This is a genomic window from Prevotella sp. AM34-19LB (genome assembly GCF_003468525.1).
Classification (GTDB): domain Bacteria; phylum Bacteroidota; class Bacteroidia; order Bacteroidales; family Bacteroidaceae; genus Prevotella.
The window spans coordinates 14,477-38,096 of the sequence record NZ_QSIG01000030.1; the positions used below are offsets into that span (position 1 = coordinate 14,477).

18 protein-coding genes, 1 other RNA gene and 3 pseudogenes are annotated in these 23,620 nt (G+C 46.6%); 11 read left to right on the plus strand and 11 right to left on the minus strand.

Annotated features, from left to right (window positions below; all coding sequences use genetic code 11):
- The first annotated feature begins 201 nt into the window (after positions 1–201).
- The 4 genes from DW830_RS10220 to DW830_RS10235 all read left to right on the plus strand — a co-directional run bounded on the left by DW830_RS10220 (position 202) and on the right by DW830_RS10235 (position 3,342).
- Positions 202–438, plus strand: a complete 237-nt coding sequence (locus tag DW830_RS10220) for a helix-turn-helix transcriptional regulator (protein WP_118312219.1) — start codon at positions 202–204, stop codon at positions 436–438.
- A 64-nt stretch (positions 439–502) separates the two neighbouring features.
- On the plus strand, positions 503–883 hold the full coding sequence (locus DW830_RS10225; protein ID WP_119249816.1) for a hypothetical protein: 381 nt from the start codon (positions 503–505) through the stop codon (positions 881–883).
- A 9-nt stretch (positions 884–892) separates the two neighbouring features.
- Positions 893–1,774: a DUF2971 domain-containing protein gene (locus DW830_RS10230; RefSeq protein ID WP_158573473.1), complete on the plus strand. Its 882-nt coding sequence runs from the start codon at positions 893–895 to the stop codon at positions 1,772–1,774.
- Between the two features lie 2 nt (positions 1,775–1,776).
- Entirely contained in the window at positions 1,777–3,342 is a 1,566-nt protein-coding gene (locus DW830_RS10235; RefSeq protein WP_199656113.1) for an ATP-binding protein, read from the plus strand.
- Between the two features lie 291 nt (positions 3,343–3,633).
- On the opposite strand, the gene DW830_RS10240 is transcribed toward DW830_RS10235, so the two are convergent.
- Positions 3,634–5,196, minus strand: coding sequence for an ATP-binding protein (locus DW830_RS10240; RefSeq protein WP_119249819.1), 1,563 nt, complete (start codon positions 5,194–5,196; stop codon positions 3,634–3,636).
- Positions 5,197–5,463: 267 nt separating this feature from the next.
- Here DW830_RS10240 and DW830_RS15675 point away from each other — a divergent pair, with 267 nt between their 5' ends.
- On the plus strand, positions 5,464–5,646 hold the full coding sequence (locus DW830_RS15675; protein WP_147487249.1) for a hypothetical protein: 183 nt from the start codon (positions 5,464–5,466) through the stop codon (positions 5,644–5,646).
- A gap of 123 nt (positions 5,647–5,769) precedes the next feature.
- Entirely contained in the window at positions 5,770–7,098 is a 1,329-nt protein-coding gene (locus tag DW830_RS10245; protein ID WP_119249820.1) for a VapE domain-containing protein, read from the plus strand.
- Between the two features lie 82 nt (positions 7,099–7,180).
- Here DW830_RS10245 and DW830_RS10250 read toward each other — a convergent pair whose 3' ends face one another.
- Positions 7,181–7,843: a hypothetical protein gene (locus DW830_RS10250; protein WP_119249821.1), complete on the minus strand. Its 663-nt coding sequence runs from the start codon at positions 7,841–7,843 to the stop codon at positions 7,181–7,183.
- 298 nt (positions 7,844–8,141) lie between these two features.
- Between DW830_RS10250 and DW830_RS10255 the strand changes: the two are divergent.
- Positions 8,142–9,475, plus strand: a pseudogene (locus tag DW830_RS10255) (NADP-specific glutamate dehydrogenase).
- Positions 9,476–9,625: 150 nt separating this feature from the next.
- Here DW830_RS10255 and DW830_RS10260 read toward each other — a convergent pair.
- The 3 genes from DW830_RS10260 to rnpB all read right to left on the minus strand — a co-directional run bounded on the left by DW830_RS10260 (position 9,626) and on the right by rnpB (position 11,034).
- Positions 9,626–10,033, minus strand: coding sequence for a YkvA family protein (locus tag DW830_RS10260; RefSeq protein ID WP_119249822.1), 408 nt, complete (start codon positions 10,031–10,033; stop codon positions 9,626–9,628).
- A gap of 21 nt (positions 10,034–10,054) precedes the next feature.
- Positions 10,055–10,489 carry a hypothetical protein gene (locus tag DW830_RS10265; protein ID WP_089544165.1) on the minus strand — a complete coding sequence of 145 codons (435 nt, stop codon included), beginning with the start codon at positions 10,487–10,489 and terminating at the stop codon, positions 10,055–10,057.
- A 113-nt stretch (positions 10,490–10,602) separates the two neighbouring features.
- An RNA gene (rnpB, locus tag DW830_RS10270) (RNase P RNA component class A) lies at positions 10,603–11,034 on the minus strand.
- A 457-nt stretch (positions 11,035–11,491) separates the two neighbouring features.
- On the opposite strand from rnpB, the pseudogene DW830_RS10275 reads away from it, so the two are divergent.
- From DW830_RS10275 to DW830_RS10290, 3 genes and pseudogenes are all read left to right on the plus strand, one after another.
- Positions 11,492–12,957: pseudogene (locus DW830_RS10275) on the plus strand (trypsin-like peptidase domain-containing protein).
- Between the two features lie 180 nt (positions 12,958–13,137).
- Positions 13,138–14,004: an RNA polymerase sigma factor RpoD/SigA gene (locus tag DW830_RS10285; protein ID WP_119249824.1), complete on the plus strand. Its 867-nt coding sequence runs from the start codon at positions 13,138–13,140 to the stop codon at positions 14,002–14,004.
- Positions 14,005–14,033: 29 nt separating this feature from the next.
- Positions 14,034–14,630, plus strand: coding sequence for a hypothetical protein (locus tag DW830_RS10290; RefSeq protein WP_147487250.1), 597 nt, complete (start codon positions 14,034–14,036; stop codon positions 14,628–14,630).
- A 234-nt stretch (positions 14,631–14,864) separates the two neighbouring features.
- Here the strand turns inward: DW830_RS10290 and DW830_RS10295 are convergent.
- From DW830_RS10295 to DW830_RS16115, 6 genes and pseudogenes are all read right to left on the minus strand, one after another.
- Positions 14,865–17,052 (minus strand): annotated as a pseudogene (locus DW830_RS10295) (S9 family peptidase).
- A 62-nt stretch (positions 17,053–17,114) separates the two neighbouring features.
- Positions 17,115–17,909, minus strand: a complete 795-nt coding sequence (locus tag DW830_RS10300; protein ID WP_119249826.1) for a gliding motility protein GldB — start codon at positions 17,907–17,909, stop codon at positions 17,115–17,117.
- A gap of 226 nt (positions 17,910–18,135) precedes the next feature.
- Positions 18,136–19,161, minus strand: coding sequence for a glycosyltransferase family 2 protein (locus DW830_RS10305; RefSeq protein WP_119249827.1), 1,026 nt, complete (start codon positions 19,159–19,161; stop codon positions 18,136–18,138).
- 3 nt (positions 19,162–19,164) lie between these two features.
- Complete coding sequence (locus DW830_RS10310) at positions 19,165–20,049, minus strand: TIGR01212 family radical SAM protein (protein ID WP_119249828.1); 885 nt, start codon at positions 20,047–20,049, stop codon at positions 19,165–19,167.
- 53 nt (positions 20,050–20,102) lie between these two features.
- Complete coding sequence (mtaB, locus tag DW830_RS10315) at positions 20,103–21,488, minus strand: tRNA (N(6)-L-threonylcarbamoyladenosine(37)-C(2))-methylthiotransferase MtaB (RefSeq protein ID WP_119249829.1); 1,386 nt, start codon at positions 21,486–21,488, stop codon at positions 20,103–20,105.
- A 226-nt stretch (positions 21,489–21,714) separates the two neighbouring features.
- Positions 21,715–21,888, minus strand: a complete 174-nt coding sequence (locus DW830_RS16115) for a hypothetical protein (protein WP_176425561.1) — start codon at positions 21,886–21,888, stop codon at positions 21,715–21,717.
- Positions 21,889–22,335: 447 nt separating this feature from the next.
- On the opposite strand from DW830_RS16115, the gene DW830_RS10325 reads away from it, so the two are divergent.
- Positions 22,336–23,460 (plus strand): MFS transporter, encoded by a 1,125-nt coding sequence (locus DW830_RS10325; protein WP_199656114.1) that lies wholly within the window; start codon positions 22,336–22,338, stop codon positions 23,458–23,460.
- The last annotated feature ends 160 nt before the right edge of the window (positions 23,461–23,620 follow it).

The window sequence follows — 23,620 nt, forward strand, 5'->3', positions numbered from 1 at the left end:
GATGCTGCAAAGAAAATCATCATGAATAATAGCATAAAGAAGTAACTCACTTCCTTATATATAATTAATGTATAGCCACGTAAAACACCCATATTTTCCAAAAATAGAGCTAATTCGCAAAGAACATAAGAAAATATTCTGTATTTTTGCCGTATTTTCAAAGAAAAACACTATCTTTGTCACAGATTAAAGAGATAAGCAATGGCAAACAAAGACCTTAACCACCTCAAACTTGTTTTGGTGGAGCTAAAGAAGACCGCAAAATGGCTGGCTGGAGAAATCGGTAAAGATCCAGCTACAGTTTCTAAATGGTGTACCAATACGGCGCAACCAAGTTTGGAGCCCCTATCCATCATCGCAGAAAAGTTAGATGTTGGATATACGGGAGCTATTACTGCCGTCAAAAGCAGACAAAGCACTTATCTATATCCGTGTTGAATTCGCAGTACATTCATTGCAAAACAACTTCCTTTCCTCACCCCCCGCCCAAATTCCATCAACCATGCAATGGCAGATCGTGAAGCGAGTAGCGGAGCTATGCTATTTCAATCACGACATGGACGGTTGGGCTTCAGAGCTATGGGAAGAAATGAGCGAGGAGCAGCGTTCCGAGCTTCCTCAGCTTGGCAATCAGCAACCTTGGAATTATAATCCAGAGCGCAGAGCCATCCTCCAAGCCGAGCTTGATGCCATCTTCGCCCACCTCTATGGTCTCAACACCGAAGACCTCCGTTACATCTTAGACCCAGAAGATGTCTGTGGTAAAGGTTGCATCAACGAGACCTTCCGAGTACTGAAAGACAATGAGTTGCGCCAATACGGCGAATACCGCACCAAGCACCTCGTTCTCAAAGCATGGAATAAATTTGAATATGACAATTAAAGTATGACTATGAGTAAAGAAAACAAAAAATTATTATATCATTATACTACAATGAATACGTTCTATTCTATGATAGATCATTCATTGGTGTATGAAAAGAATGACATAAATCCTACATATATAACTATGTGGGCAACTCATTATGCATATCAAAACGATCCTACAGAATGTCAATTCTTTTTTGAAGGATTACAGAATAGGATTTTAAATTATGCAAAAACGAAGAAAGTAGAGCTTACTGATGAGGATAAGCAACTTATAAAACAGCCATGGTATGGCTTGAATATTTATACGATTTCACTTTCTACACAAGAAGATGATTTAACAATGTGGCGTGGATATGGTCAGAATGGAGATGGCATTAGTTTGGGATTTGATTTTTCCAAACTACCATCAACGCTACCCATATATGGACCAGACTGCAAAGAACGTGAATATCGGAGTGAAAGCGACCCTACATATTTACTCACAAGAAATATTCGGGAGTGTAAATATATCGATCCTAACAATATAGAAATTGCAGAAGAAGCCTACGAGAGAGCTATAGATAATATTTTCGGCAAAGACAAGGAATGGAATGATGTAAAACAAAAAAGGCTTATCAATGAGTACGCTCCAATCTATAAGCATTATAAATATAAAGCCGAAGGTGAATGGCGTATTATAGATACAAAACTCATCTCAAAATATCGCATAGGAGACAATCGTTCCCTCATCCCATATATTGAGGTAAATGTGCCTATTAATTGCCTGAGCAAAATAATAATTGGACCATGCCAAGATTCGAATAACATTGTGATAAATATAAAAAAGTTCTTATGGACAAAAGGAATTGACACTAAAAATATTGAAATTGTAACGTCAGAGATTCCTTACAGAAACCGAATATAACAATGAAGATAGATATACATACACTGATTGGCGAAGCGACAGCCTATGACAAGAAACAACAGATAGAGGCCAAGCGACCTAAGAGCTGGCTCAAAAGTGTATCTGCCTTTGCTAACGGCGAAGGCGGCACACTTATCTTTGGCATCAGCGATGACGATCTGGTTGTCGGACTTGAGAATGCTGAGCAAGATGCAGAACTCATCAGCGAAGCCATCAAGACTAAGTTGGATCCTATCCCAACCATCAATTTGGAATTTCAAGAAGTTGAGGGTAAAAAACTGATTTTATTGCATATCGCATCTGGTGACGAGACCCCTTATTATTATATAGGTGACAAACAACGTGTCGCCTTCATCCGCATTGGAAACGAATCAGTTGTAGCAGACCGCATCCAATTGAGAAATCTTGTTCTCAAAGGAACAGGCAAAAACTACGATAGTCTTGCCGCTCCATATAGATTTGATGATATGTCATTTACCAAATTGAAATCAGTACATTTCAAACGCTTGGGACGCTCTTTTGAGGATTCCGAGTTCACATCATGGGGCATCATCGACACACAAGGAAAACTTACCAACGCTGGCGCACTAATAGCAGACGACTCTCCTATCCGTCAATCAAGAATATTCTGTACAAGATGGAATGGGCTTGATATGACAAGTGGATTGGGCGAAGCTTTGGATGACGCAGAGTTTGAAGGAAGTGTCATTGGGCAATTGCAAGATGCCGTAGCATTTATCAAAAATAACTCACACAAGAAGTGGTGGAAAGAAGCTACTTACAGAGAAGAACTTCCAGACTATCCGGAGCGTGCCGTAACAGAAGTAATAAGTAACGCCATCATTCATCGCAATTACTTAGAACTTGGCAGTGAAATCCACATAGACATGTATGATAATCGAATGGAAGTATATTCACCGGGAGGCATGATGGACGGAAGTCTTATCCAACATCTTGACCCAATGAACGTACCTTCCAAACGTCGTAACCCTCTCCTTGCAGATTTCTTCAATCGACTTGAATTGATGGAACGCAGAGGGAGTGGCATGAAGAAGATTGTCAAGGAATACAAACATTTTGAAAAGTTCCCTGGGTACAAAGCACCAGAATTCAAATCTAATTCTGGAGAATTTCATGTGACTCTATGGAATCTCAATTATGACGAGAAACAGTTCGCCAACGATTCAAAAGAGTTCGCCAACTCAAAAAAACAGTTCGCCAACGACTCAAAAGAGTTCGCCAACTCAGAAAAACAGTTCGCCAACGACACAAAAGAGTTCGCCAACTCAGAAAAACAGTTCGCCAACGAAAAGAAAGAAACAGCCAAAGAAGTCAAGCAAAGAAAAGAGTTCGTGAAGGCTAAAAGAGCCATCTACAAACTTATCACTTCTAATCCAAAGGTGACAACTGCGCAAATAGCAGATAAGCTAAACGTATCAACACGCCAGGTACAAAAATACCTCAAACGATTGACGGAGCAAAATCTGATAGTGAAAGAAGGAAGCAGAATCAATGGTTCGTGGAAAATTCTCGATGAAGAATATACGGATTTCTTTGGGCGAATATAAAAATAGATCAACTTAAAAGCGACCTATCTGATGTTGCCTCCTTGTTTCATTTACTAAAAGACAACAAGGAGAGATTAACTATGCAAAATATTGAAAACACGGAGGAAAAATGATAAACCTCTATTCATGCTTGTATTGATAAACAGAGTCCGGTTACTGAGGCAAATGGAGAAGGGAACTTTGTAATATCCCTTTGAAATCATCGTAAGTACTTTTTAATTTCCTTGAATATGGCTCATGGGAGGTTGTCTATCCACGGACAATCTCCCCTGAGCCAGGATACCACCCTATTTACTCAGCTTCTATCTTCCAATCTGTAATATTATGCGTTGCCACATCAAAGTTAACCCCAACCTTTACAATTGGCAAGCCGCTTAAAGCGAAGCGCTTAGGATACTTCTTAAGATCGATCTGGTTCATCGCTGCATCAGCATCCTTATTGAGCTTCAACTCAAAAAGATAAAGATGGGTAGCAGTTCTCAATACCATATCTACCCTTCCCGATGGAGTGCGAACTTCTACATCTACATAATTATCAAGAATAGAGAATATCACATACATCATCTGCTGATAATGTCCCTCAGAGTCAACATTGTTGCAATACGGAACCGTGGCCAGATAAGCCTGAAGCATCTGCATGGCTCCATCCATATCGTTGCGACGGATAAGAGCTGACATCTTGGCAATGGTCGTAGTTCCCTTCACCGTATTCATACCTATATAATTAGGTAAGAGACTACGGTATAGCCCTACCCGAATCTCCTTGTTAGGAATATCCAGGGTATAGAGTTCCGTCTCCGGATCGTACCCCTTAATGGTGATGTAACCACTCTGATACAATAAAGGCATAACAGATGACATACCTTCTGTTGGTGCATCAAACTCCGACTGGTCGGCTTCACAACTACCAATCTCCGATGGCATAACCTGGAATTTCTTGAGCATTTCTATCAGATAAGTTGGCGTGCCTGAAGAGAACCAATAATAATCCAACTTACTTTTTGCCATGGCATTCAGCAAGCTATATGGATTAAATATATCAGGTGACTGGGCAGCAAAATGATAACCATCATAAAACTCTCGCAAGGATTCAAGCATTTGCTCTCTGCTCTTTCCCATTTTCTCCGCCAACACATCAACATTCGCAGACATCTGTGTTTCCAATTCTTCTCTGGTAATACCACAGATTCCTGCATATTCATCATCCATACTTATATTCGTAATGTTATTCAGTTCACTAAAGATACTCAATTGCGAGAACTTCGTAATACCGGTCAGGAAGACAAAACGGAGCATTGGTTCACAATCCTTCAACGGACTATAAAAATTGCGCATCACATTGCGAAGCACCGGCAAGTTAACCTCGCTATGAACAACGTCAAGAAGAGGTGCATCATACTCATCAATCAGTACGACAACCTGCTTACCTGTCTTTTCATAAGCAGTCTGGATAAGCGAAATAAGACGGTCGTTCGCATCAACTGCAGGAGATGTAATACCCCATACCTTTTCATGCTCGGCAAGTCGCCTTCCCAGATATCTTTCCAGCTGGTCTTTCTCCATGTGCTTACCTCCTGCCATACTGAAATGCAGTACAGGATATTCCGTCCACTCATTTTCCAGCTTTTCGATGGCTAATCCTTTGAAGAGTTCCTTTTTGCCTTGAAAATAGCTTTTGAATGTTGAAACAAGCAATGACTTTCCGAAACGGCGCGGACGACTTAAGAAGAAATGCTTGCCACCGCTATGAGTCATGCGATAGACATATTCCGTCTTATCTACATACAGAAGATTCCGAGTGATTATTTCCTCGAATGTCTGGATTCCTACTGGATATAATTTCAATTCTGCCATTGTTCTGTCTTTTAAGTTTCCGGTGATAACAACCTATCAGCCTATTCAACTGCAAAACTAATCATTTTTTCCGTAATCTCCAAACATTTCTGCCAGAATCTACTCTTGGATATTAAATAAGTAATCGAATATCTATGGAAAACTCTTATTTGCATTACAAAATCATTTTTCCTTTCACAGCACCCGCAATATATTGACATTCACACACTTAAGTGTGAAGGCATTTTTATCGATGCCGTTTCACATCACTTGCACCAAGAGTAAACGATGGAACTAAAAACAGTAAACGACGGAACCAATACGAAGGGGAGAAAGAACGTTTGCCGGAGGGAGAAAGAACGTGGAAGAGAAGGAGAAAACATACCTTCTTGCAATCGGATGACTAGGGTCAACCGATACGAAGTGAGCATCATTTATCCTTCTTCCATAGGTCCTTTCTCCCTCAAGTAAACGTTCCTTCTCCCCTCTAAATTTATTGCAACATTTATCGCCGATAGTATTGCAAACGCCTCTTTATTGTTGTATCTTTGCAGTGATATTACTCAATAAACGAATTTAACCGAGATTATATATATGAATATCAAAAGAACACTGAAGAGACTGATCGACGATACTCAGTATGTCGCAGCACTCGAAAAGCAGAATGATCTGCTGAAAGAAAACCTTCAACAGGAAAAAGACAACCTCCAAAAGCAGAAGGAGGACTTCAGAAAGGAGAAGGAACAGAAAGTTGCCGACGAAGAGGCACAGTACAAGAAACGTAGCCGCAACTACCTCCGCCCTATCGCGGATATGCAGAAGTGGCTGCTGGAGAACTACGAGTTCCGATACAATGTCATCACCGATGTTTTCGAATACCGCAAGAAGACGGAGCATGACTTCAAAATCATCGACAAGTATGCCATCAACACCATCGCCATCGAAGTGCAGGAGGCTGACATCTTTGTGCGCGATCACTTCGTAGAGCGACTCATCAAGTCGAAATACGCCCAACCTTATCATCCAATCCGCTCCTACATCAATCAGGTGAGAGGTACCTGGGATGGAAAGGATAGAATCGGCGACTTTCTGCGCCGCATCAACCATTCTGACTATTGCCAGAAGATGGGAAGAATCTGGCTACGTGCCATGGTGGCACAGATGGCGGGATACGACGAGAAACATGCCAACAGCGTGATGCTCACTCTGGTTTCAACGACACAGGGACTACATAAGAGTACTTTCCTCAGAAGCCTCTTACCCAGCGGGTTAAGAGATTACTACACGGATGATTTCTCGCTCAACCAAAAGGGAAATGCACAGAGAAAGATTGTAGAGTTTGCCATCATCAACGACGATGAGCTGGACAAGGAGAATCCGAAGAAGATGCCGCTGATGAAGACCCTGATGCAAACCATGAAGCCTAGTTTCATCGGTGCCTACAAGAAGAACTTCAACCGTCTGCCCCGCTCCGCCTCATTCACCGGCACCAGCAACCAACGCGAACTTCTCACCGACCGCTCAGGCTCCCGAAGATTCCTGATTCTGGAACCCGACGGGATGATCAACGTAGATGATATCGAGCACGACCAGATCTATGCCCAACTATTAGATGAGGTAGAACATGGCGAGCCTTACTTCTTCTCCAAGGAGGATGAAAAGGAGATGCAGGAACACAATCTGCCCTATTATATCAAGACAGACCTGGAAAGAACCGTTGCCTCGTACTTCAGAACTCCCGAAGGAGGGGAAAAGGGAGAGAAAATGACCGCCGACATCATCCTGAAAAAGCTGAGAATGATGCATGCCAAGGGTGTTCAGAATATCGCCCTGAATCCCTTCAGCAAGATCCTGACCCATCTTTTCGGCAAACCGGAACATACCCGTGACGGCAATCTCTATCTTGTAAAGGAAGTAGGATAAGAAAATGTCCTTTCACACTTAACTCTCTGTTTATCAACAACAAGAAGAGTTTTGTGAAAGGACTTTTTATACATTATTTTTTTTAGGCTCCTAGTCTACGGTAGATGAAGACCCTGCCTTCACGCTCTCGTGTCATCTTCGGGAACTCGCCCTCGCAATAACCAGACAGTACCTTCTGGGCATGATACTTGGTAACACCATGAAGACGCATCAAATCCTTTACCGTGATATAGCCATGCTTCTTGCAGAAGTTGGTGATGTCCAGTAGTTCCTGAGCCGACTCCTTAGGCGGGAAACTTACCTTCCAGGGAATACGGCTGCAATTTCCACCATAATTGACAAAGAACTCCTTATCAAACTCACGGGTGGTTTTCACCTCAAAACCCTCAATCACCACTTCATTGGCAGGAATCAGCTCACCCTCATGATACACCTTATGATATATACTGCCATCATCATCCTTATGGTCTCTCAATTTCAACTTGGGTTTGATGATGAACATATCTCCTATCTTCACCTCCATACCACTGGAAAGTGCCATCATCGTCTCATCCTTGATAGACTGGATGGCTGCCAGAAACTGTGAGGTAACCATCTGATGGTGCTGGCGCATACCATCACGCATATTCTTGAAATCATACACATCCCTATATACAAACTGAGGATGAATCAAATACTTGCCAGTCTCATCTTTCATCGGAGATCGGTGCTCTATATAACCTATCGGTCCTGTAGCTCTTGGCATAATCTTTCATATTTTATAAAGTCTTGTGAAGAAGACTCCTGCGTGAAGTTCCTTACACGATGCAAAGATACGAAAAAATATCAAAACCCAAACAAAAAGATAGAGAAAATCATATATATAATAAGGTGTACGCACACAATTAGGCTACATGAACCTTTACGAAAAGTTAAAAGATTGTCTTTTTTCTGCTTTTTGCGCATTTTTTCTTTCTTTTTGTTGGTTATTTCAAGAAAAAGCTATATCTTTGCAATCGCAAACAATAAAAAAGAAATTTCAAACACAATAAAAGATAAAGATTATGAAAGCATCTGAAGTAATCGCGAATCTCCAAAGAAGATTCCCAAACGAGCCGGAGTACATCCAGGCTGTTAGTCAGGTTCTCGGTACTATCGAGGAAGAGTACAACAAGCACCCTGAGTTCGAGAAGGCAAATCTCATCGAGCGCCTCTGCATCCCAGACCGCATCATCCAGTTCCGTGTATCTTGGGTAGATGACAAGGGTAACGTTCAGACTAACATGGGTTACCGCGTTCAGCACAACAACGTAATCGGCCCTTACAAGGGAGGTCTTCGCTACCACAAGTCTGTAAACTTGGGTATCCTGAAGTTCCTTGCTTTCGAGCAGACTTTCAAGAACTCTCTTACTACTCTCCCTATGGGTGGTGCCAAGGGTGGTTCTGACTTCTCTCCACGTGGCAAGAGCAACAACGAGGTGATGCGTTTCTGCCAGGCTTTCATGACTGAGCTTTACCGTCACATGGGTCCAGACGAGGATGTTCCTGCCGGTGACATCGGTGTAGGCGGCCGTGAGGTAGGTTACCTCTTCGGTATGTATAAGAAGTTGACTCACCAGTTCCAGGGTGTCTTGACCGGTAAGGGTCAGGAGTTCGGTGGTTCTCTCATCCGTCCTGAGGCTACTGGTTACGGTAACGTTTACTTCCTCTGCAACATGCTCGCTACCAAGGGCATCGACATCAAGGGCAAGACTGTATTGGTTTCTGGTTCAGGTAACGTTGCCCAGTACACTATGGAGAAGTTGCTCCAGTTGGGTGCTAAGCCTGTTACATGTTCAGACTCTGATGGTTACATCTACGATCCAGATGGTATCGACCGCGAGAAGCTCGACTACATCATGGAGTTGAAGAACGTAGAGCGTGGCCGTATCAAGGAGTATGCTGAGAAATATGGCGTGAAGTATGTAGAGGGTGCTAAGCCTTGGTTTGAGAAGGCTGACATCGCACTCCCATCTGCTACTCAGAACGAGATCAACGAGGAGGCAGCCAAGGCTCTCATCGCAAATGGTGTATTTGCAGTGAGCGAGGGTGCTAACATGCCTACTACTCCAGAGGCTATCAAGGTGTTCCAGGATGCCAAGATTCTCTACGCTCCAGGTAAGGCTGCCAACGCTGGTGGTGTGGCTGTTTCCGGTCTTGAAATGAGCCAGAACTCTGAACGCCTGAAGTGGTCACGCGAGGAGGTTGACGCCAAGCTCCACGACATCATGAACGATATCCACGCTAACTGCGTGAAGTATGGTACTGAGAACGACGGTTACGTAACTACGTAAAGGGTGCTAACGTAGCCGGATTCCTGAAGGTAGCTAAGGCTATGATGGCTCAGGGTATCGTATAAAAAGATAAAACGGATAAAAGATAAAAAAGAATTTAATCATTTATTAGTTATTAATAGAAGCGGCGGGCTCGTGAGAGTCCGCCGCTTTTGCTATTGTCCTGAATCGAAATTCAGAAACGGGTGCCGAAAAATGAATGTATTCTAAACGAATCAGACCGGAGTATCTTCCGGATTCTCCTTGAAGAGATCTTCTGCCTGAGGAAGCTCATCTTCGTCAAACCACTGTGCGAGTTTGTCGTGAGCCTTCAGCTTCGCATCCTCAGAAACATCTCCCCATACCTTATGAAGCACGAAGATGAGCACTGCCAGGTCGTCGCTCAGTCCCGCTATCGGAATAGCATCTGGAATCACATCAAGCGGACTGATGAGATAGCCCAGGGCGCCGATAATCATCGCCTTGTCCTTGAGCGCCACCTTGTCACTCTCCAGCGTATAATAGAGAATGAGAGCAGCATAAACCATCTTGGCACCTGCACGCTTTGCCACATGCGAAATCTTCTCGACAAATGCACTCTGAGTGAACTTGTCCTTATAAGCCATAAAGTCGGGTAAATTCATATCTTCAATGCTTTAAAGTTATTATCTTTTTTCGTAGAAGAGTACTGCCTTGATAAAGGTCTCCATCTTCGTTTCCTTATGCTTGTTCACACGGTAGAGAATCACCATCTGGAGCAATGCCTTGCAGAAGCAGGCGAGCAGCAGACCGATGATGATGGCGATGATGGTGGTCATTGCCTTGCCGTTCTCATAAATAGGCGACTTATCTGGGAAGCAGGAAAGGATCAATACGGGGATGACGGTGATGAAACCGCCCACCGTGAGCTGCGTACGCTTGGAACCGCCCATGTCGAGGATGGCCTGCTTATCGAAGAGATAGTCATCCAGCTCCATGCGGGTAAGTCCATAGTTCTCCAACTTAGGGAAGTCGGGCTCATCGCCATACTTCTGCATCTTGTTGGTTACCTTGTGCTCAAAATCGTCTAATATCTGCTTTTCCGGTTCTCTAAGATTCATAATTGCTGGTTATTTTTAAATGATTTGAAACACTGCATCCTACATTACATTGACAGGTATATATGTCTCCATACCTTATTATATATATATGATGCAGAAAGAACTAAAAGAAAGAAAGCAGTGCTCCTATAAGCCGAGTTCTGTACCCATACCGTCAGAAACGATACGGGCGCCTGTCATTTATCTAGTCCCAGAGTCACCCCTGGGCTCAAGCACTCTACCCTCCGCAGCAGCCCGAAGGCAATCGGACGAGCCGCCTCAATCTGCGGTTTACATGAGCTTACAGCTCCCAGATGGCACAGCCTGGCGATCACCCGCCAGCTGGTGGTCTCTTACACCACCTTCTCACCCTTACCCGACACTAAACCACGATGCCCAGCCGGAGCCTGACCTCGCTACGGAATAAGTTTCGGGCGGTAATTTTCTTCTACCGACACCTACTGTCACCAATAGCTTCTATTTTCGGAAGTGGGATGCCCTACGCTGCCCGGACTTTCCTCTCGCACCCCCCAGTAGAGAATGCCAGCGACAAGCCGGAGCACTGCTTTCGAAATGCAAAGATAGCAAAAAAAATCGACTTTACCGCCAATTTCTCTGAGTTTTTAAACTCTTTTCGCTTTTTGGGGATGGTTTTACGGCTTTCTCATCCCGAAAGACTGACATTCCGGTCATCTTTCTCTCTTATTTCGTTCACATTCGTTTGCATATCAAAGATTTTTAATTTCATATATAAAACTATCATTTTTGGAAAAAGTAGCAAATAATTGTAAAAATAGGGCTATTCTTGTTTAAGAGCCGTTAAAGTGTTAATTTTAAATGTTAAAACGGAATAAAAAATGGCTCAAAGTTATACGTATATCAAAAAATGACTCTATATTTGCAACCGAAAAGCTGAGGCAAGAAGCTGACAGATTTGGCAGACCCGAGGGGTTTGGCATAGAATTGGCAGAAGGCTAGGCGTAACAATAAAAAAAGAAAATAATAATAAAAAGGATATTAAACATGAAAAAGGTAACTAATTATGTAATGGCAGTGCTATGCGTAGGTTCGCTAGCATTCTCAACAGGTGCTTTCATGAAGGTGAACGCTTCACCAGCTGTAACAGCTACAGCACCAGGTCAACCAGTTGATCTCACTTACGCAGCAGAGAAGGCTCTGCCAGCCGTGGTACATATCAAATACGTACAGAACTCGAAGGTGAAGACCGTAGATGTTCAGAGCGACCCATTCGGCGGCTTCTTCGACCCATTCGGATTCTTCGGCAATCCAGGAGGTCAGGGCGGCACACGCAAGCAGCAGGTGCAGACTCCTAAAAGAGAGGCTACAGGTTCGGGCGTAATCATCAGCTCAGACGGATACATCGTAACCAACAACCACGTGGTGGAAGGCGCAGATGAGCTGACCGTGACCCTGAACGACAACCGCGAATACTCTGCACGCATCATCGGTACCGACAAGAGCACCGACCTCGCCTCATCAAGGTGGATGGCAAGAACCTGCCTACCCTGCCTATCGCCAACAGCGACAATGTGAAGGTGGGCGAATGGGTCATCGCAGTGGGCAATCCATTCGGACTCAACAATACCGTTACCGCAGGTATCATCTCTGCCAAGGCACGTTCGCTCGGCGCCAACGGCGTGGAGAGCTTCATCCAGACCGATGCTGCCATCAACGCAGGTAACTCAGGCGGTGCACTCGTCAACACCCAGGGTGAGCTGGTGGGCATCAATGCCATGCTCTACTCTCAGACCGGTTCCTACTCTGGCTACGGTTTCGCCATCCCTACCTCTATCATGAACAAGGTGGTGGACGACCTGAAGAAGTACGGAAGCGTACAGCGCGTAATGCTGAGCATCCAGGGTAGCGACGTGCTCAACTACATCAACGCCCAGAAGGAGAACGGCAAGGACGTGAACCTGGGAACCAACGAGGGCGTCTATATCGCCAAGGTAGATGAAGACGGCAACGGTGCTGCTGCCGGACTGAAGGAAGGCGACGTGATTACCAAGGTAGATGGCAAGAAGGTGACCAAGATGGCAGAACTGCAGGAGTCGCTCAACGGCAAGCGCCCTGGCGACAAGATGAGCATCACCTACCTGCGCAACAAGAAGGAGACCACCAAGACCATCACCCTGAAGAATGCCCAGGGCAATACTTCAGTGATCAAGAGCGCAGACCTCGACGTGCTCGGCGGAACCTTCCGTCCTGTTACAGAGAGCCAGAAGAACCAGCTCAGCATCAAGTATGGTGTAGAGGTGATGAAGGTGAACAGCGGAGCCCTGAAGGATGCCGGCATTTCACGCGGATTCATCATCCAGCGCATCAACGACAGCAACATCACATCGCTCGACGACCTGCAGAAGGCTGTGAAGAGTGCTTCTACCAGCAAGGATCCTGTGCTCTACATCCAGGGTGTATGGCCTACAGGCAAGAAGGCTTACTTTGCAGTTCCACTGCAGAAAGACTAATCCCTCGCGGAGAAAGCAGACTCAAGGAAGAAGGGGACTGAAATGCCTTTGAAAAGAAAGATAAGTTCTCTGAAAAGATAAAAAATGACAAAATAGCAGGTATTTTGAAAAATATCTGCTATTTTTTTTGTTTTTTCAAACAAAAAGTGTACTTTTGCATCTACAAAATTAATTGCTACCATGAGACAACTGAAAATTTCAAAGTCTATAACGAATCGCGAAAGCGCATCGTTGGACAAATATCTCCAAGAAATTGGACACGAAGAGCTCCTGACAACCGACGAGGAAGTGGAACTCGCACAGCGCATAAGAAAAGGAGATAAGAGAGCCCTGGAGAGACTGACCAAAGCCAACCTGAGATTCGTGGTATCTGTTGCCAAGCAATATCAGAATCAGGGACTCAGCTTACCCGACCTTATCAACGAAGGAAACGTTGGTCTTATCAAAGCTGCTGAAAAATTTGATGAAACACGCGGCTTCAAGTTCATCTCGTATGCCGTTTGGTGGATCAGACAGAGCATACTGCAGGCTATTGCTGAGCAGAGCCGATTGGTACGTCTCCCCCTCAATCAGGTGGGTAGCGTCAACAAGATAGCAAGGGAACTCAACAGGTTCGAGCAGGAACACGAGCGCAAACCGAGCGTGGATGAGATTGCCGAGCGTGTGGATTTGCCCGAAGACAAGATTGCAGACGCCATGAAGGCGAACTCACGCCACGTGAGCATGGATGCACCTATCGCAGACGGCGAAGACAGCAGCATGATCGACTTCCTGGCTGGCGGCGACTCATCCAATACCGACAGGGAACTCGCCATCGAATCGCTCAAAGCGGAGGTAAGCCGCATCCTGAAGCTGCTCTCCGACAAGGAGCAGAAGGTGGTGAGAGCATTTTTCGGAATAGACGGTTCGCCGGAAATGACGCTGGATGAGATTGGTGAAAAGTACAACCTGACGAGGGAGCGAGTAAGGCAGATCAAGGAGAAAGCCCTGCGCCGACTCAGATTCAACACGAAGAATAAACTGCTGAAATCCTATTTGGGACAGTAAGCGCAAAACATAAGTATAGAAAAGAATAAATGAAAGTTTTAAAAATCGCATTAGCATTGGCTATCGCAGCCATCTCTTCATTCACGGCTCATGCCAAGAATGATCCGACAACTGCATATATGTTCGGTTTCGCATCGTCGTTCAGCGACTCTACGGTGTATATGACCAGCGTGCAGAGAGTTGATTCCGTATATCTGACTCACAAGAAGCTCTTCCTGGACAACAGAGAGAACTACTCCCTGCAGCTGAAGGAATACCTGGAGAAGATTGGTGAGCCAAAGAGAACCTGCATCGTAATCTTCGACCGCAACTTCAAGAAGGCGGAGAAGAAATGGACCAAGCTGCACGACCGTTACACCAAGCAGGCGAAGCCAAAGCGACAGAAGAACGGCGAGAAGCCGAAGGACCTCCCTACTCCATGGCAGATGAAGAACATCGACGAGAGCAAGTTTATGTTCAAGGCAGTGGAGCCAAGCGACATGGAGGAGCCAAAGACCAAGGCTGAAAGAAAGGCTGAAAAGAAGGAGGCAAAGGCTCAGCTGAAGCAGAAGAAGGCAGAAGTGAAGAGCCAGCTGAAGCAGAGAAAAGCCGAAGTGAAGCAGAAGAAGGCGGAAGCAAGAAGCTGAACGCTGAAGCTAAGAAAAAAAGCTGAAGCATGAAGGAAAATTGTTTTAAAATTCAATAATATTTAGCAAGTATTAAAAATTAAAATTAAGTGTTTTTTGGGATCAGTGGGTCAAATGACCCCTGATATTTTCACTTATTATTAGTCCCTGGAAGTTGTGAAATTTCCAAGGACAAAAGCCCCCGGAAGTTGTGAAACCTCCGGGGGCTTTTTTTTATAATATATACTGATATCTTTATTTCATTTTATCCTTAAACCAGTTGGTAATCTGGCGCAGGAGATGATTGCGGGTGTTACCTCCCGAAATGCCGTGGTTGCGGTTGGTGTACCAAAGCTCCTTGAAATCCTTGTCTGCCTGAACCAATGCCTCAGAATACTCGAGGTGTTCTGTGGATGAACATTGTCATCTGCCAGACCATGGCAGATAAGCAAGGCGCCATGCTGCTTGTCGGCACGCTCGATTGGGTTTACCTTGTAGCCATCCTCGTTCTCCTTAGGAGTACGCATGTAACGCTCGGTATAAACGGTATCATAGAAGCGGTAGCAGGTAGGAGGCGCAACAGCCACACCAGCCTTGAACACAGGGCGACCTTCGCTCATACTCATCAGGGTATTGAAACCACCATAGCTCCATCCCCAGATACCGATGTTGTCCTTATCCACGTATGGCAGACTGCCCATATAGAGAGCTGTCTCCACCTGATCCTTTGACTCCAGGTCGCCGAGGCGCAGATAGGTGCATTTCTCGAACTCAGCACCACGGGCACCGGTTCCACGGCCATCTACACAAGCCACGATGAATCCCTCCTGAGCCAGATAGTAATCGAAGGCTCCACCGGAACCCATACTTCCCGTGCTCCAGGAATTGAGCACCTGCTGGCTGCCCGGACCGGAATACTGGAAGAGGATGACCGGATACTTCTTGCTGGCATCGAAATCTACCGGCTTCACCATCCATCCGTCGAGCTTCACGCCCTCTGATGTAGTGAAGGTGAAGGTCTCGCGCTTGCCCCAGTTATACTGCTTAGTCTTCTCCAACAGCTTCTTGTTGTCCTCCAGGGTCTTGATCACCTTACCCTTGTTGTTGCGTACGGTGTAAACGTATGGATGGCTGTAGCTGCTCCAGTTATTCACGAAATAGCGGTAATCGCCTGAGAAGTAAGCCGAGTTGGAACCCTCCTCAGAAGTGAGTCGCTCCACCTTGCCGTTCTTGTGAGCCACATAAACCTGGCGGTCGTGTGCATTGAGCATGGCTGCCTGGAAATAGATATCGCCGGTCTTCTCATCCATGCCGTAGATGGCGGTAACATCGTAGTTACCCTTCTCTACCTGGCGGATCAGCTTGCCGTTCATATCATAGAGATAAAGGTGCATGTAGCCGTCGCGGTCGCTAGGGAGCAGGATGTTCTTCTTGCCCACGATGCTGTTCTCCATCACCTCTTCCTTGATGAACTTAGGCACGCTTTCCTGGATGATCTGCTTGCTCTTGCCGGTGAATGGATTCACGGAGTAGAGGCGCATATCGTCCTGGTGGCGGTTCATCGTATAGACGATGAGACTGTTGGCGTCTGGAGTGGTCTTGATTCGAGGATAGTAGCCGTCTGCATCTACCGGAACATCCAGTGCGAGGGTCTTGCCCGTCTTCATATCATAGCTCCAGAGACTCACCTTGGAGTTGTCCTGTCCTGCCTTAGGATACTTGTAGGAATACTCTCCCGGATAATCGTGGAACTCACTGCGGGTAGCTTGGCGCCCTCGAAGAGCTGGAGCGAATAGGTCTTCACGTGGCTCTCGTCGAAACGGATCCAGCCAAGTGAAGTTCCGTCAGCATTCCAGGCGAAGGCACGGTTGAAGGCAAACTCCTCCTCATACACCCAGTCGGGAATACCATTGATCACTTCATTGAACTTTCCGTCCTTGGTAACCTGCACTTCCTTCTCGCCATCGGTTACGAAGATATTGTTGTCCTTGACGAAGGCGATGTGGCGTGAATCCGGCGACCAGGTAGCCACCTGCTGGTTCTCGCCCTCAGAAAGCTTCTTGATGGTCTTGCGGGCAATATCATAGATGAAGTACTCAGCCTTGAACGAACGGCGATACACCGCCTTGCTCTTGGTGAAGACGAGCATCTTCTTGCTATCCGGACTCATCACGTAGCCCTCTACCGACTTCATCGGAGCCTTGGCAGCCTCTACGTCGAAGAGCACAGCCACCTGCTTGCCAGTCTTGAAAGAATAACTTACTACCTGCTTGCCATCAGAACTGATGGAAGCATAGAGATCGGTACCCTCAATAGGGTTGATTCCTGTAACGTATGAGGCAGAGAATGCACCTGAAGTAATCGACTTCAAATCGAGCTTCTCAGCTGCCTGCATTACTGATGCCATCATCATCGTTGCAACAAAAATTGAAAATCTTTTCATGTATTGTATTGAATGCTTTTGATTTTTCTGCTTCATCCAGCAGCAGACTAATCCTTATCCGATTAGTCCTTATCCTGCTGATTAGTCCTTATGCAGCGCTCGATAGGCGAATAGTCCTCGTCTTCCAGCAGTTCCTTGACTGTGATTTTCGGATTGCGCTTCACATAAGCCTGGATGGTCTTCACATACTTGGTGTCCAGGATATCCTTGCCCAGCGCCTTGTTCACGGTCCACATGATCTTGCCCATGTGCAGGTCGCGGTCCAGCTGCGGACGGGTATCGAAATCCTTCATCGGATAGATGCTCAGCAGATAGAAGGTGAGGCAGTCGGGCACGATATACTCGCGCTGCATGGTAGCACGCTGCTGGGCTGTATAGAATTTCTTGTAGAGCGGATATTCCGGACCCAGATACTTATCCAGTGAAATACCTACCGAATGCTCACCTACCACGATGCTCTGGTCGAGCGCACCGATCTGGGCATAGAAGTATGGCTGCTGAAGCTCAGGCAGCCAGTCGTGCAGACGGCCGAACGACTTCTTCAGCTGCTCGTTGATGTCGTCCATATTCGCATACATGGCCTCAGCATCTGCGATAAGCGACTGGAGGGTGGAATCCTGATAGAACATCAGGAAACGGTTGCTGATGTTGGCGTCGGTAATGGTGCCAAGCTGCAGCATCTTCTCTATCAGTGTTCGGGTTTCTATCGGATAGTCGGTATTCATCTGCTGAAGGGCAGAGAAATCACCGGTGGTAAGGTATCTGCTTTGCAGGCGGTCGTAGCGCTGCACCGTTAATGGGACAGCGTCAGCCTCCTCGTTCGGCTTGAACTTGAACTCGCAGGCCGAACAGAGCATGATAAATGCTAATATGACAATATAATCAAATATTCTTTTCACGTAATTTTAAAGTCTTCTGGTTACGACTGCAAAAATACTAAAAAATATTTAAATTACCAAGCAAAATCTCAAAAAAATAATAAAAAACAGCCAATAGCGAGCAAAATGCTAACACTTTTACTCACTATTGGCTATCTGTGCAATATTCTGTCGTTTATTGAGGAGTCAAGGAGTTAGCTCCCTACTATCGAATCGTGCAGTCCGAAAAGAGTTTCTTGCCCCTGGCGTAATACTGCCAGAGGATGGAGCAATCGAAAACCTGCGGTATCTTTTCCTCCACTCTATTCTCCTGAATCTTCTTGCGGTCTTCATCGAAATCGTGCTTCCATACCTGGAAAGCCCTGCGTGCCTTGAAGATTGCCTTGAAATCGCCCAGGTTGCGTTTCAGGATCAGCATCTCGAAAGCAGCCAAATAATCCAGGAACCATCTCACTCTCATAACATGAGATAATTCTTTATCGCTCAGATTCTTATAGAGCATCGTTAGATTGTTTCTGAAATTCAGGAAAGTCTTCGTCGGATTGCTCTTCGGTAAGGTTCCACCACCCACGTGATAGACTTCACTCTCCGGAATGCAGTAGATCTTCCTGCCCATCAGGCGCAATCGCCAGCAAAGGTCTATTTCCTCGTTATGGGCAAAGAAGCGGCCATCCAGTCCGCCTGCCTCCCAGTAATCCCTGGCACGGATCATCATGCAGGCACCCGTAGCCCAGAGCACTTCCTGCTGGTAATCATACTGTCCGTTGTCGCGCTCCACGGTCTCGAAGATGCGGCCGCGGCAGAACGGATAGCCGAACTTGTCGAGAAACCCGCCGCAGGCTCCCGCATACTCAAACATATCCTTGTCGTATTCCGCCAGGAGCTTAGGCTGGCAGGCTGCCACCTGGGGATGGGAATCCATGAACTCGATGAGCGGAGTGAGCCAGTGATGAGCCACCTCCACATCGCTGTTCAGGAGAACATAATACTCTGCCTCTATCTGCTCCAGCGCACGGTTGTAGCCCTCGGCAAAGCCGAAGTTCTGTTCCAGCACGATGGTCTTGACATGGGGAAACTGAGTCTCCAGAAGAAGCATTGACTGGTCTGACGAATTGTTGTCAGCCACCCATATCTCAGCATCCTGCCGTGAATATTCCACGACATTAGGCAGATACTTGGCAAGCATCTTCTGCCCATTCCAGTTTAATATTACGATTGCAACTTTAGCCATATTTTACTGTAAACTCTTTAACTTATTATTCAGGAGATTGGTGAACTCATAGTTCTTGAGTCCCCATTTCGGTGCGACAAGCAGTTCCTTAGGCGACTGGCTGACGAACCGTTCCAGCACCAGGTCCTTTCTCAAGAGCCGGATGTATTTTACGATGACATCGATGTATTCCTCTACCGTATAGACGTGGAAGGGATGCTCTGCATACTCCTGTGCCAGGCGGGTTCCCTTGATGATCTGCATCTGGTGAATCTTCAGGATGTCGATGGGAAGAGAAGAGATGATGGGCGCCTGACGGAGGCTCTCTGCCGCATCCTCACCCGGCAAGCCGATGATGATGTGGGCACCCGTGAGGATTCCCCTGGCGTGGGTTCGCTCCACCGCATCCCGGCAGCAGGCGAAATCATGACCACGGTTGATGCGCTTCAGGGTCTCATCGTTGGCACTCTCAATGCCATACTCCACCAGCACGAAGGTGCGCCGGTTCAACGCCTCGAGATAATCCAGCAATTCATCGCTCACGCAATCAGGACGGGTTCCTATCACGATTCCTACCACATCCTCTACCTGCAGCGCCTCCTCGTACATCTGACGGAGAAGTTCCACTTTGGCGTAGGTATTGGTATAAGCCTGGAAATAAGCCAGATACTTCATATCCGGATACTTCCTGCTGAAGAAGGCCTTGCCCTCCTCCAACTGCTCCGTTATCGACTTCCTGCGGTCGCAATAGCTGGGATTGAACGTACGGTTGTCGCAGTAAGTGCATCCTCCGCTCGAGATTCTTCCATCCCGGTTAGGACAGGAGAATCCTGCATCTATCGAAATCTTCTGAACCCGGAAGTCAGGAAACTGCTTCCGGATCCAGGAGCCAAAATCATTGTAGTACATTGAACTTTGAGGTTTGAACTTTGAACTTTATGATCAGCCTTTACTTTGAGCTATCAAATCAATTCTGCCTTCAATGCCGTCTTGTCGTGATTGAAACCACCCAGACGAACCTTGATGAGCTGATTGTCGTATTCCTTCTTGGCGAGAGCTGGCGAAAGTTCCACACGAACATAGTTCTTAGTGAAACCATGCATTGCCTTGCCTCTTGGCGCCTTCTCAAAGAGCACCTCTGCCTCGGTACCGATGTACTGGGCATAGAACTCCTGAGTCTTCAGGTCGCTCAACTCCAGGAGACGCTTGGAGCGCAGCTTCTTCTCCTTCTCATCTACCACGTATGGAATCTTCAAGGCTGCTGTTCCAGGACGCTCGGAGTATGGGAACACGTGGAGCTGCGTAACAGGCAGGCTCTTCAGGAACTCATAGCACTCCTCAAAACACTCCGGAGTTTCACCACGACAGCCCACCATCACATCTACGCCGATAAACGCATCAGGCATCTTCTCCTTGATCAGGTTCACCTTGTGGGCGAAGAGCGCCTTGTCGTAACGGCGGTGCATCAGCTTAAGCACCTCATCGCTTCCGCTCTGCAGCGGAATATGGAAGTGAGGCATGAAGGCACGGCTCTCGGCACAGTAGGCGATGAGGTCATCATCGCAGAGATCCGGCTCCAGACTGGAGATACGGTAACGCTTGATGCCTTCCACCTGGTCCATCGCCTTCACAAGGTCGAGGAACCGCTCGTGGGTGGTTTGTCCGAAATCACCGATGTTCACACCGGTAATCACGATTTCCTTGCCGCCCTCAGCTGCCGCCTGCTCACACTGAGCCACGAGCGATTCGATGCTTGGGTTGCGGGAATTGCCACGGGCGAAAGGAATGGTGCAATAGGTGCAGTAGTAGTTGCAACCATCCTGCACCTTCAGGAAGTAGCGGGTACGATTGCCACGGGAACATGAAGGCTGGAAGGTCTTGATCTCCTTGGTCTTCACGCTGTGGTGCTGATGAAGGGCAGAATCTGAAGACTCCAGGTTCTCGCCGGTGACAGGAAGTCCGTTTTCTACGGCAAACTTCTTGGCCCATGCATCGCTGAGATACTGAATCAAGTGAGCCTTCTCGTTGGCGCCCAACACAAGGTCAACACCCTCAATCTTGCTCACATTCTCCGACTCCAGCTGCGCATAGCAACCAGTGACGATGACGAAGGCACCAGGATTCTGTCGCACCATGCGATGGATAGCCTGACGGCACTTATGATCGGCAACTTCAGTCACCGAGCAAGTATTGATGAGACAAATGTCTGCTTTCTCCCCCTTCTGTGCCGTAATGACGCCCATATCTTCGAGCATCTTGCCGAAAGTGGAGGTTTCCGAGAAATTGAGTTTGCAGCCCAGCGTATAGTAGGCAGCCTTTTTGCCTTGGAAGGCACTTGAATCTATCATATATTTATCTTTTTCTAATATTTCTAAAAGGTAACCTAACTGAACTTTCACAAGTAAGCGCCATACGCCCTGGGCTAGGAGCTTTTGGGCCTTCAGCCCGTACTTAAACCACAGGCGAAAGTTCAGCAACCTAAAAAATGAAACATAGTCTCTATAAAACGAAAAAGCCGCTAGACCGAAGTCCAGCGGTTGTTTCTCTCATTTTTCGTTCGCAAGTAATTCTAAATTACTTAACTGAATCTGTAGCAGCAGCAGCTGTATCAACAGCAACTGAATCAGCAGCTGAATCAACTACAGCTGTGTCAGAATCAGCAGTAGCTGCTGTCTGAGCTGTTTTGTTACCACATGATGCGAAAGAGATAGCTGCGATAGCTACGAACATAAAAACTAATTTCTTCATTTTCTTTGCTTTTTAAATCTGTAAAACAATCATTCGTTTATTAAAACTGATGCAAAGGTAAGCATTTTTTTGATACGGCGAACTTTTTTTTGTGTTTTTTTTTAGGGGTATTTTGTAACAAAATCACAACCCACTGATATTCAACAATTTACAAAGTGCTAACGAAAGTTAAAGTTTTTAGTGTGTCCGAAAACAGCCCGATTTTAACACTTTTCGGTGTTTTTTAGCGTAACAAAGGTGCGCGCCAACACCCCGGCAAAGACGAACTATATACATATAATAAGGTACGCGCGAGGAAGAAAGCAGAAACTTTTTCTAAGAAATCAAGCCTCAAAACTTGGCTGGCAGCAAACTTTTCTGTAACTTTGCACTCGAAAAAGATTCTTTGATAAACAGAAAAATGATACAGCTAAAAGAAAATCAGGCATTCCCCGCAGCATTCTCCTGATGATGTCTATCATCGCAGGACTCACAGTAGCCAACTGCTACTACAACCAGCCGCTTCTCAAACTGATCCGCCACGATCTGAACATTACCGAGCAGAGCGCCAACCTCATCACCGTGATTACCCAGATAGGTTATGCGCTGGGACTGTTCTTTCTCATCCCTATGGGCGACATGTTTTCGCGCAAGAAACTCATCCTCGTGAACATGACCATCGCAGCCTTGATGGCAATCGTGATGGCTGTGGCACAAAACGTATGGATGCTCTGGGGAGCTTCCCTGCTCATAGGTGCCTGTTCCGTGATTCCCCAGTTCTTCATCCCGATAGCCGGACAGTTCTCTGCACCCGAAAACAAGAGCAGGAACATGGGCTTTGTGCTCTCCGGACTGCTCACGGGTATTCTTGCCTCACGAGTAATCAGCGGTTACATCGGCGAATGGCTGGGATGGCGGGAGATGTTCTTCATCGCCGCCCTCGTCATGGTGGTCTGCATGGGAATCATGATGCTGATGATGCCTGAGATGAAGCGCAACTATGTGGGTACTTACAGAGGACTGATGACTACCGTGGCTGAGATCTTCATCCTCCACCCTTCCATCCGCATCTACTCCATCCGTGCCGCCTTCGGTTTCGGAAGCATGATGGCGATCTGGTCGTGCCTCGCCTTCCATCTTGCCCAGCCTCCTTTCAATGCAGGCAGCGACATGGTGGGAATGCTCGGACTCTGCGGAATCATGGGAGCCGTGGCAGCCAGCAGCGTTGGAAAGCTGGTTCCAAGGTTCGGAATCCACAAGTTCAGCCTCTTCGGAGCAGCCATGCAGATCGTCGCCTGGACAATAGCCCTCCTCTTCGGCGACACCTATGCAGGACTCATCGCAGCCATCATCCTGGTAGATATCGGACTGCAATGTCAGCAGCTCAGCAATCAGAGCGGCTGCCTGCAGGAGATTCCTCAGGCTTCCAACCGCGCCAATACCATCTTCATGACGACCTATTTCATCGGTGGTTCGCTCGGTACGTTCTGTGCCGGATACGTGTGGACCCAAGCCGACTGGCTGGGAGTCTGCATCGTAGGCATTTCCTTCGCCTTCATCTCCCTGATGATTTCACTGAGCAATAAGAAATAAGAAAAAGAGGATGTATTATAAGTCACATCCAATACGCCCTGAAAGGGCAGAAGCTCCTAGCCCAGGGTAGCACCCTGGGTAATATTGGCAAAAAGCGAAGTCGCCTGAAAGGGCAAAGCTTTGAAATTGAAAGCTTTTGCCTTTCAGGGCGACTTTTTGT

Bases quoted from the DNA above. Each gene is read 5' to 3' on its own strand.
- DW830_RS10220 (WP_118312219.1), top strand. From the start codon at position 202: ATGGCAAACAAAGACCTTAACCACCTCAAACTTGTTTTGGTGGAGCTA.
- DW830_RS10225 (WP_119249816.1), top strand. From the start codon at position 503: ATGCAATGGCAGATCGTGAAGCGAGTAGCGGAGCTATGCTATTTCAAT.
- DW830_RS10230 (WP_158573473.1), top strand. From the start codon at position 893: ATGAGTAAAGAAAACAAAAAATTATTATATCATTATACTACAATGAAT.
- DW830_RS10235 (WP_199656113.1), top strand. From the start codon at position 1,777: ATGAAGATAGATATACATACACTGATTGGCGAAGCGACAGCCTATGAC.
- DW830_RS10240 (WP_119249819.1), bottom strand. From the start codon at position 5,196: ATGGCAGAATTGAAATTATATCCAGTAGGAATCCAGACATTCGAGGAA.
- DW830_RS15675 (WP_147487249.1), top strand. From the start codon at position 5,464: ATGGAACTAAAAACAGTAAACGACGGAACCAATACGAAGGGGAGAAAG.
- DW830_RS10245 (WP_119249820.1), top strand. From the start codon at position 5,770: ATGAATATCAAAAGAACACTGAAGAGACTGATCGACGATACTCAGTAT.
- DW830_RS10250 (WP_119249821.1), bottom strand. From the start codon at position 7,843: ATGCCAAGAGCTACAGGACCGATAGGTTATATAGAGCACCGATCTCCG.
- DW830_RS10260 (WP_119249822.1), bottom strand. From the start codon at position 10,033: ATGAATTTACCCGACTTTATGGCTTATAAGGACAAGTTCACTCAGAGT.
- DW830_RS10265 (WP_089544165.1), bottom strand. From the start codon at position 10,489: ATGAATCTTAGAGAACCGGAAAAGCAGATATTAGACGATTTTGAGCAC.
- DW830_RS10285 (WP_119249824.1), top strand. From the start codon at position 13,138: ATGAGACAACTGAAAATTTCAAAGTCTATAACGAATCGCGAAAGCGCA.
- DW830_RS10290 (WP_147487250.1), top strand. From the start codon at position 14,034: ATGAAAGTTTTAAAAATCGCATTAGCATTGGCTATCGCAGCCATCTCT.
- DW830_RS10300 (WP_119249826.1), bottom strand. From the start codon at position 17,909: ATGCTCTGTTCGGCCTGCGAGTTCAAGTTCAAGCCGAACGAGGAGGCT.
- DW830_RS10305 (WP_119249827.1), bottom strand. From the start codon at position 19,161: ATGGCTAAAGTTGCAATCGTAATATTAAACTGGAATGGGCAGAAGATG.
- DW830_RS10310 (WP_119249828.1), bottom strand. From the start codon at position 20,049: ATGTACTACAATGATTTTGGCTCCTGGATCCGGAAGCAGTTTCCTGAC.
- mtaB (WP_119249829.1), bottom strand. From the start codon at position 21,488: ATGATAGATTCAAGTGCCTTCCAAGGCAAAAAGGCTGCCTACTATACG.
- DW830_RS16115 (WP_176425561.1), bottom strand. From the start codon at position 21,888: ATGAAGAAATTAGTTTTTATGTTCGTAGCTATCGCAGCTATCTCTTTC.
- DW830_RS10325 (WP_199656114.1), top strand. From the start codon at position 22,336: ATGATGTCTATCATCGCAGGACTCACAGTAGCCAACTGCTACTACAAC.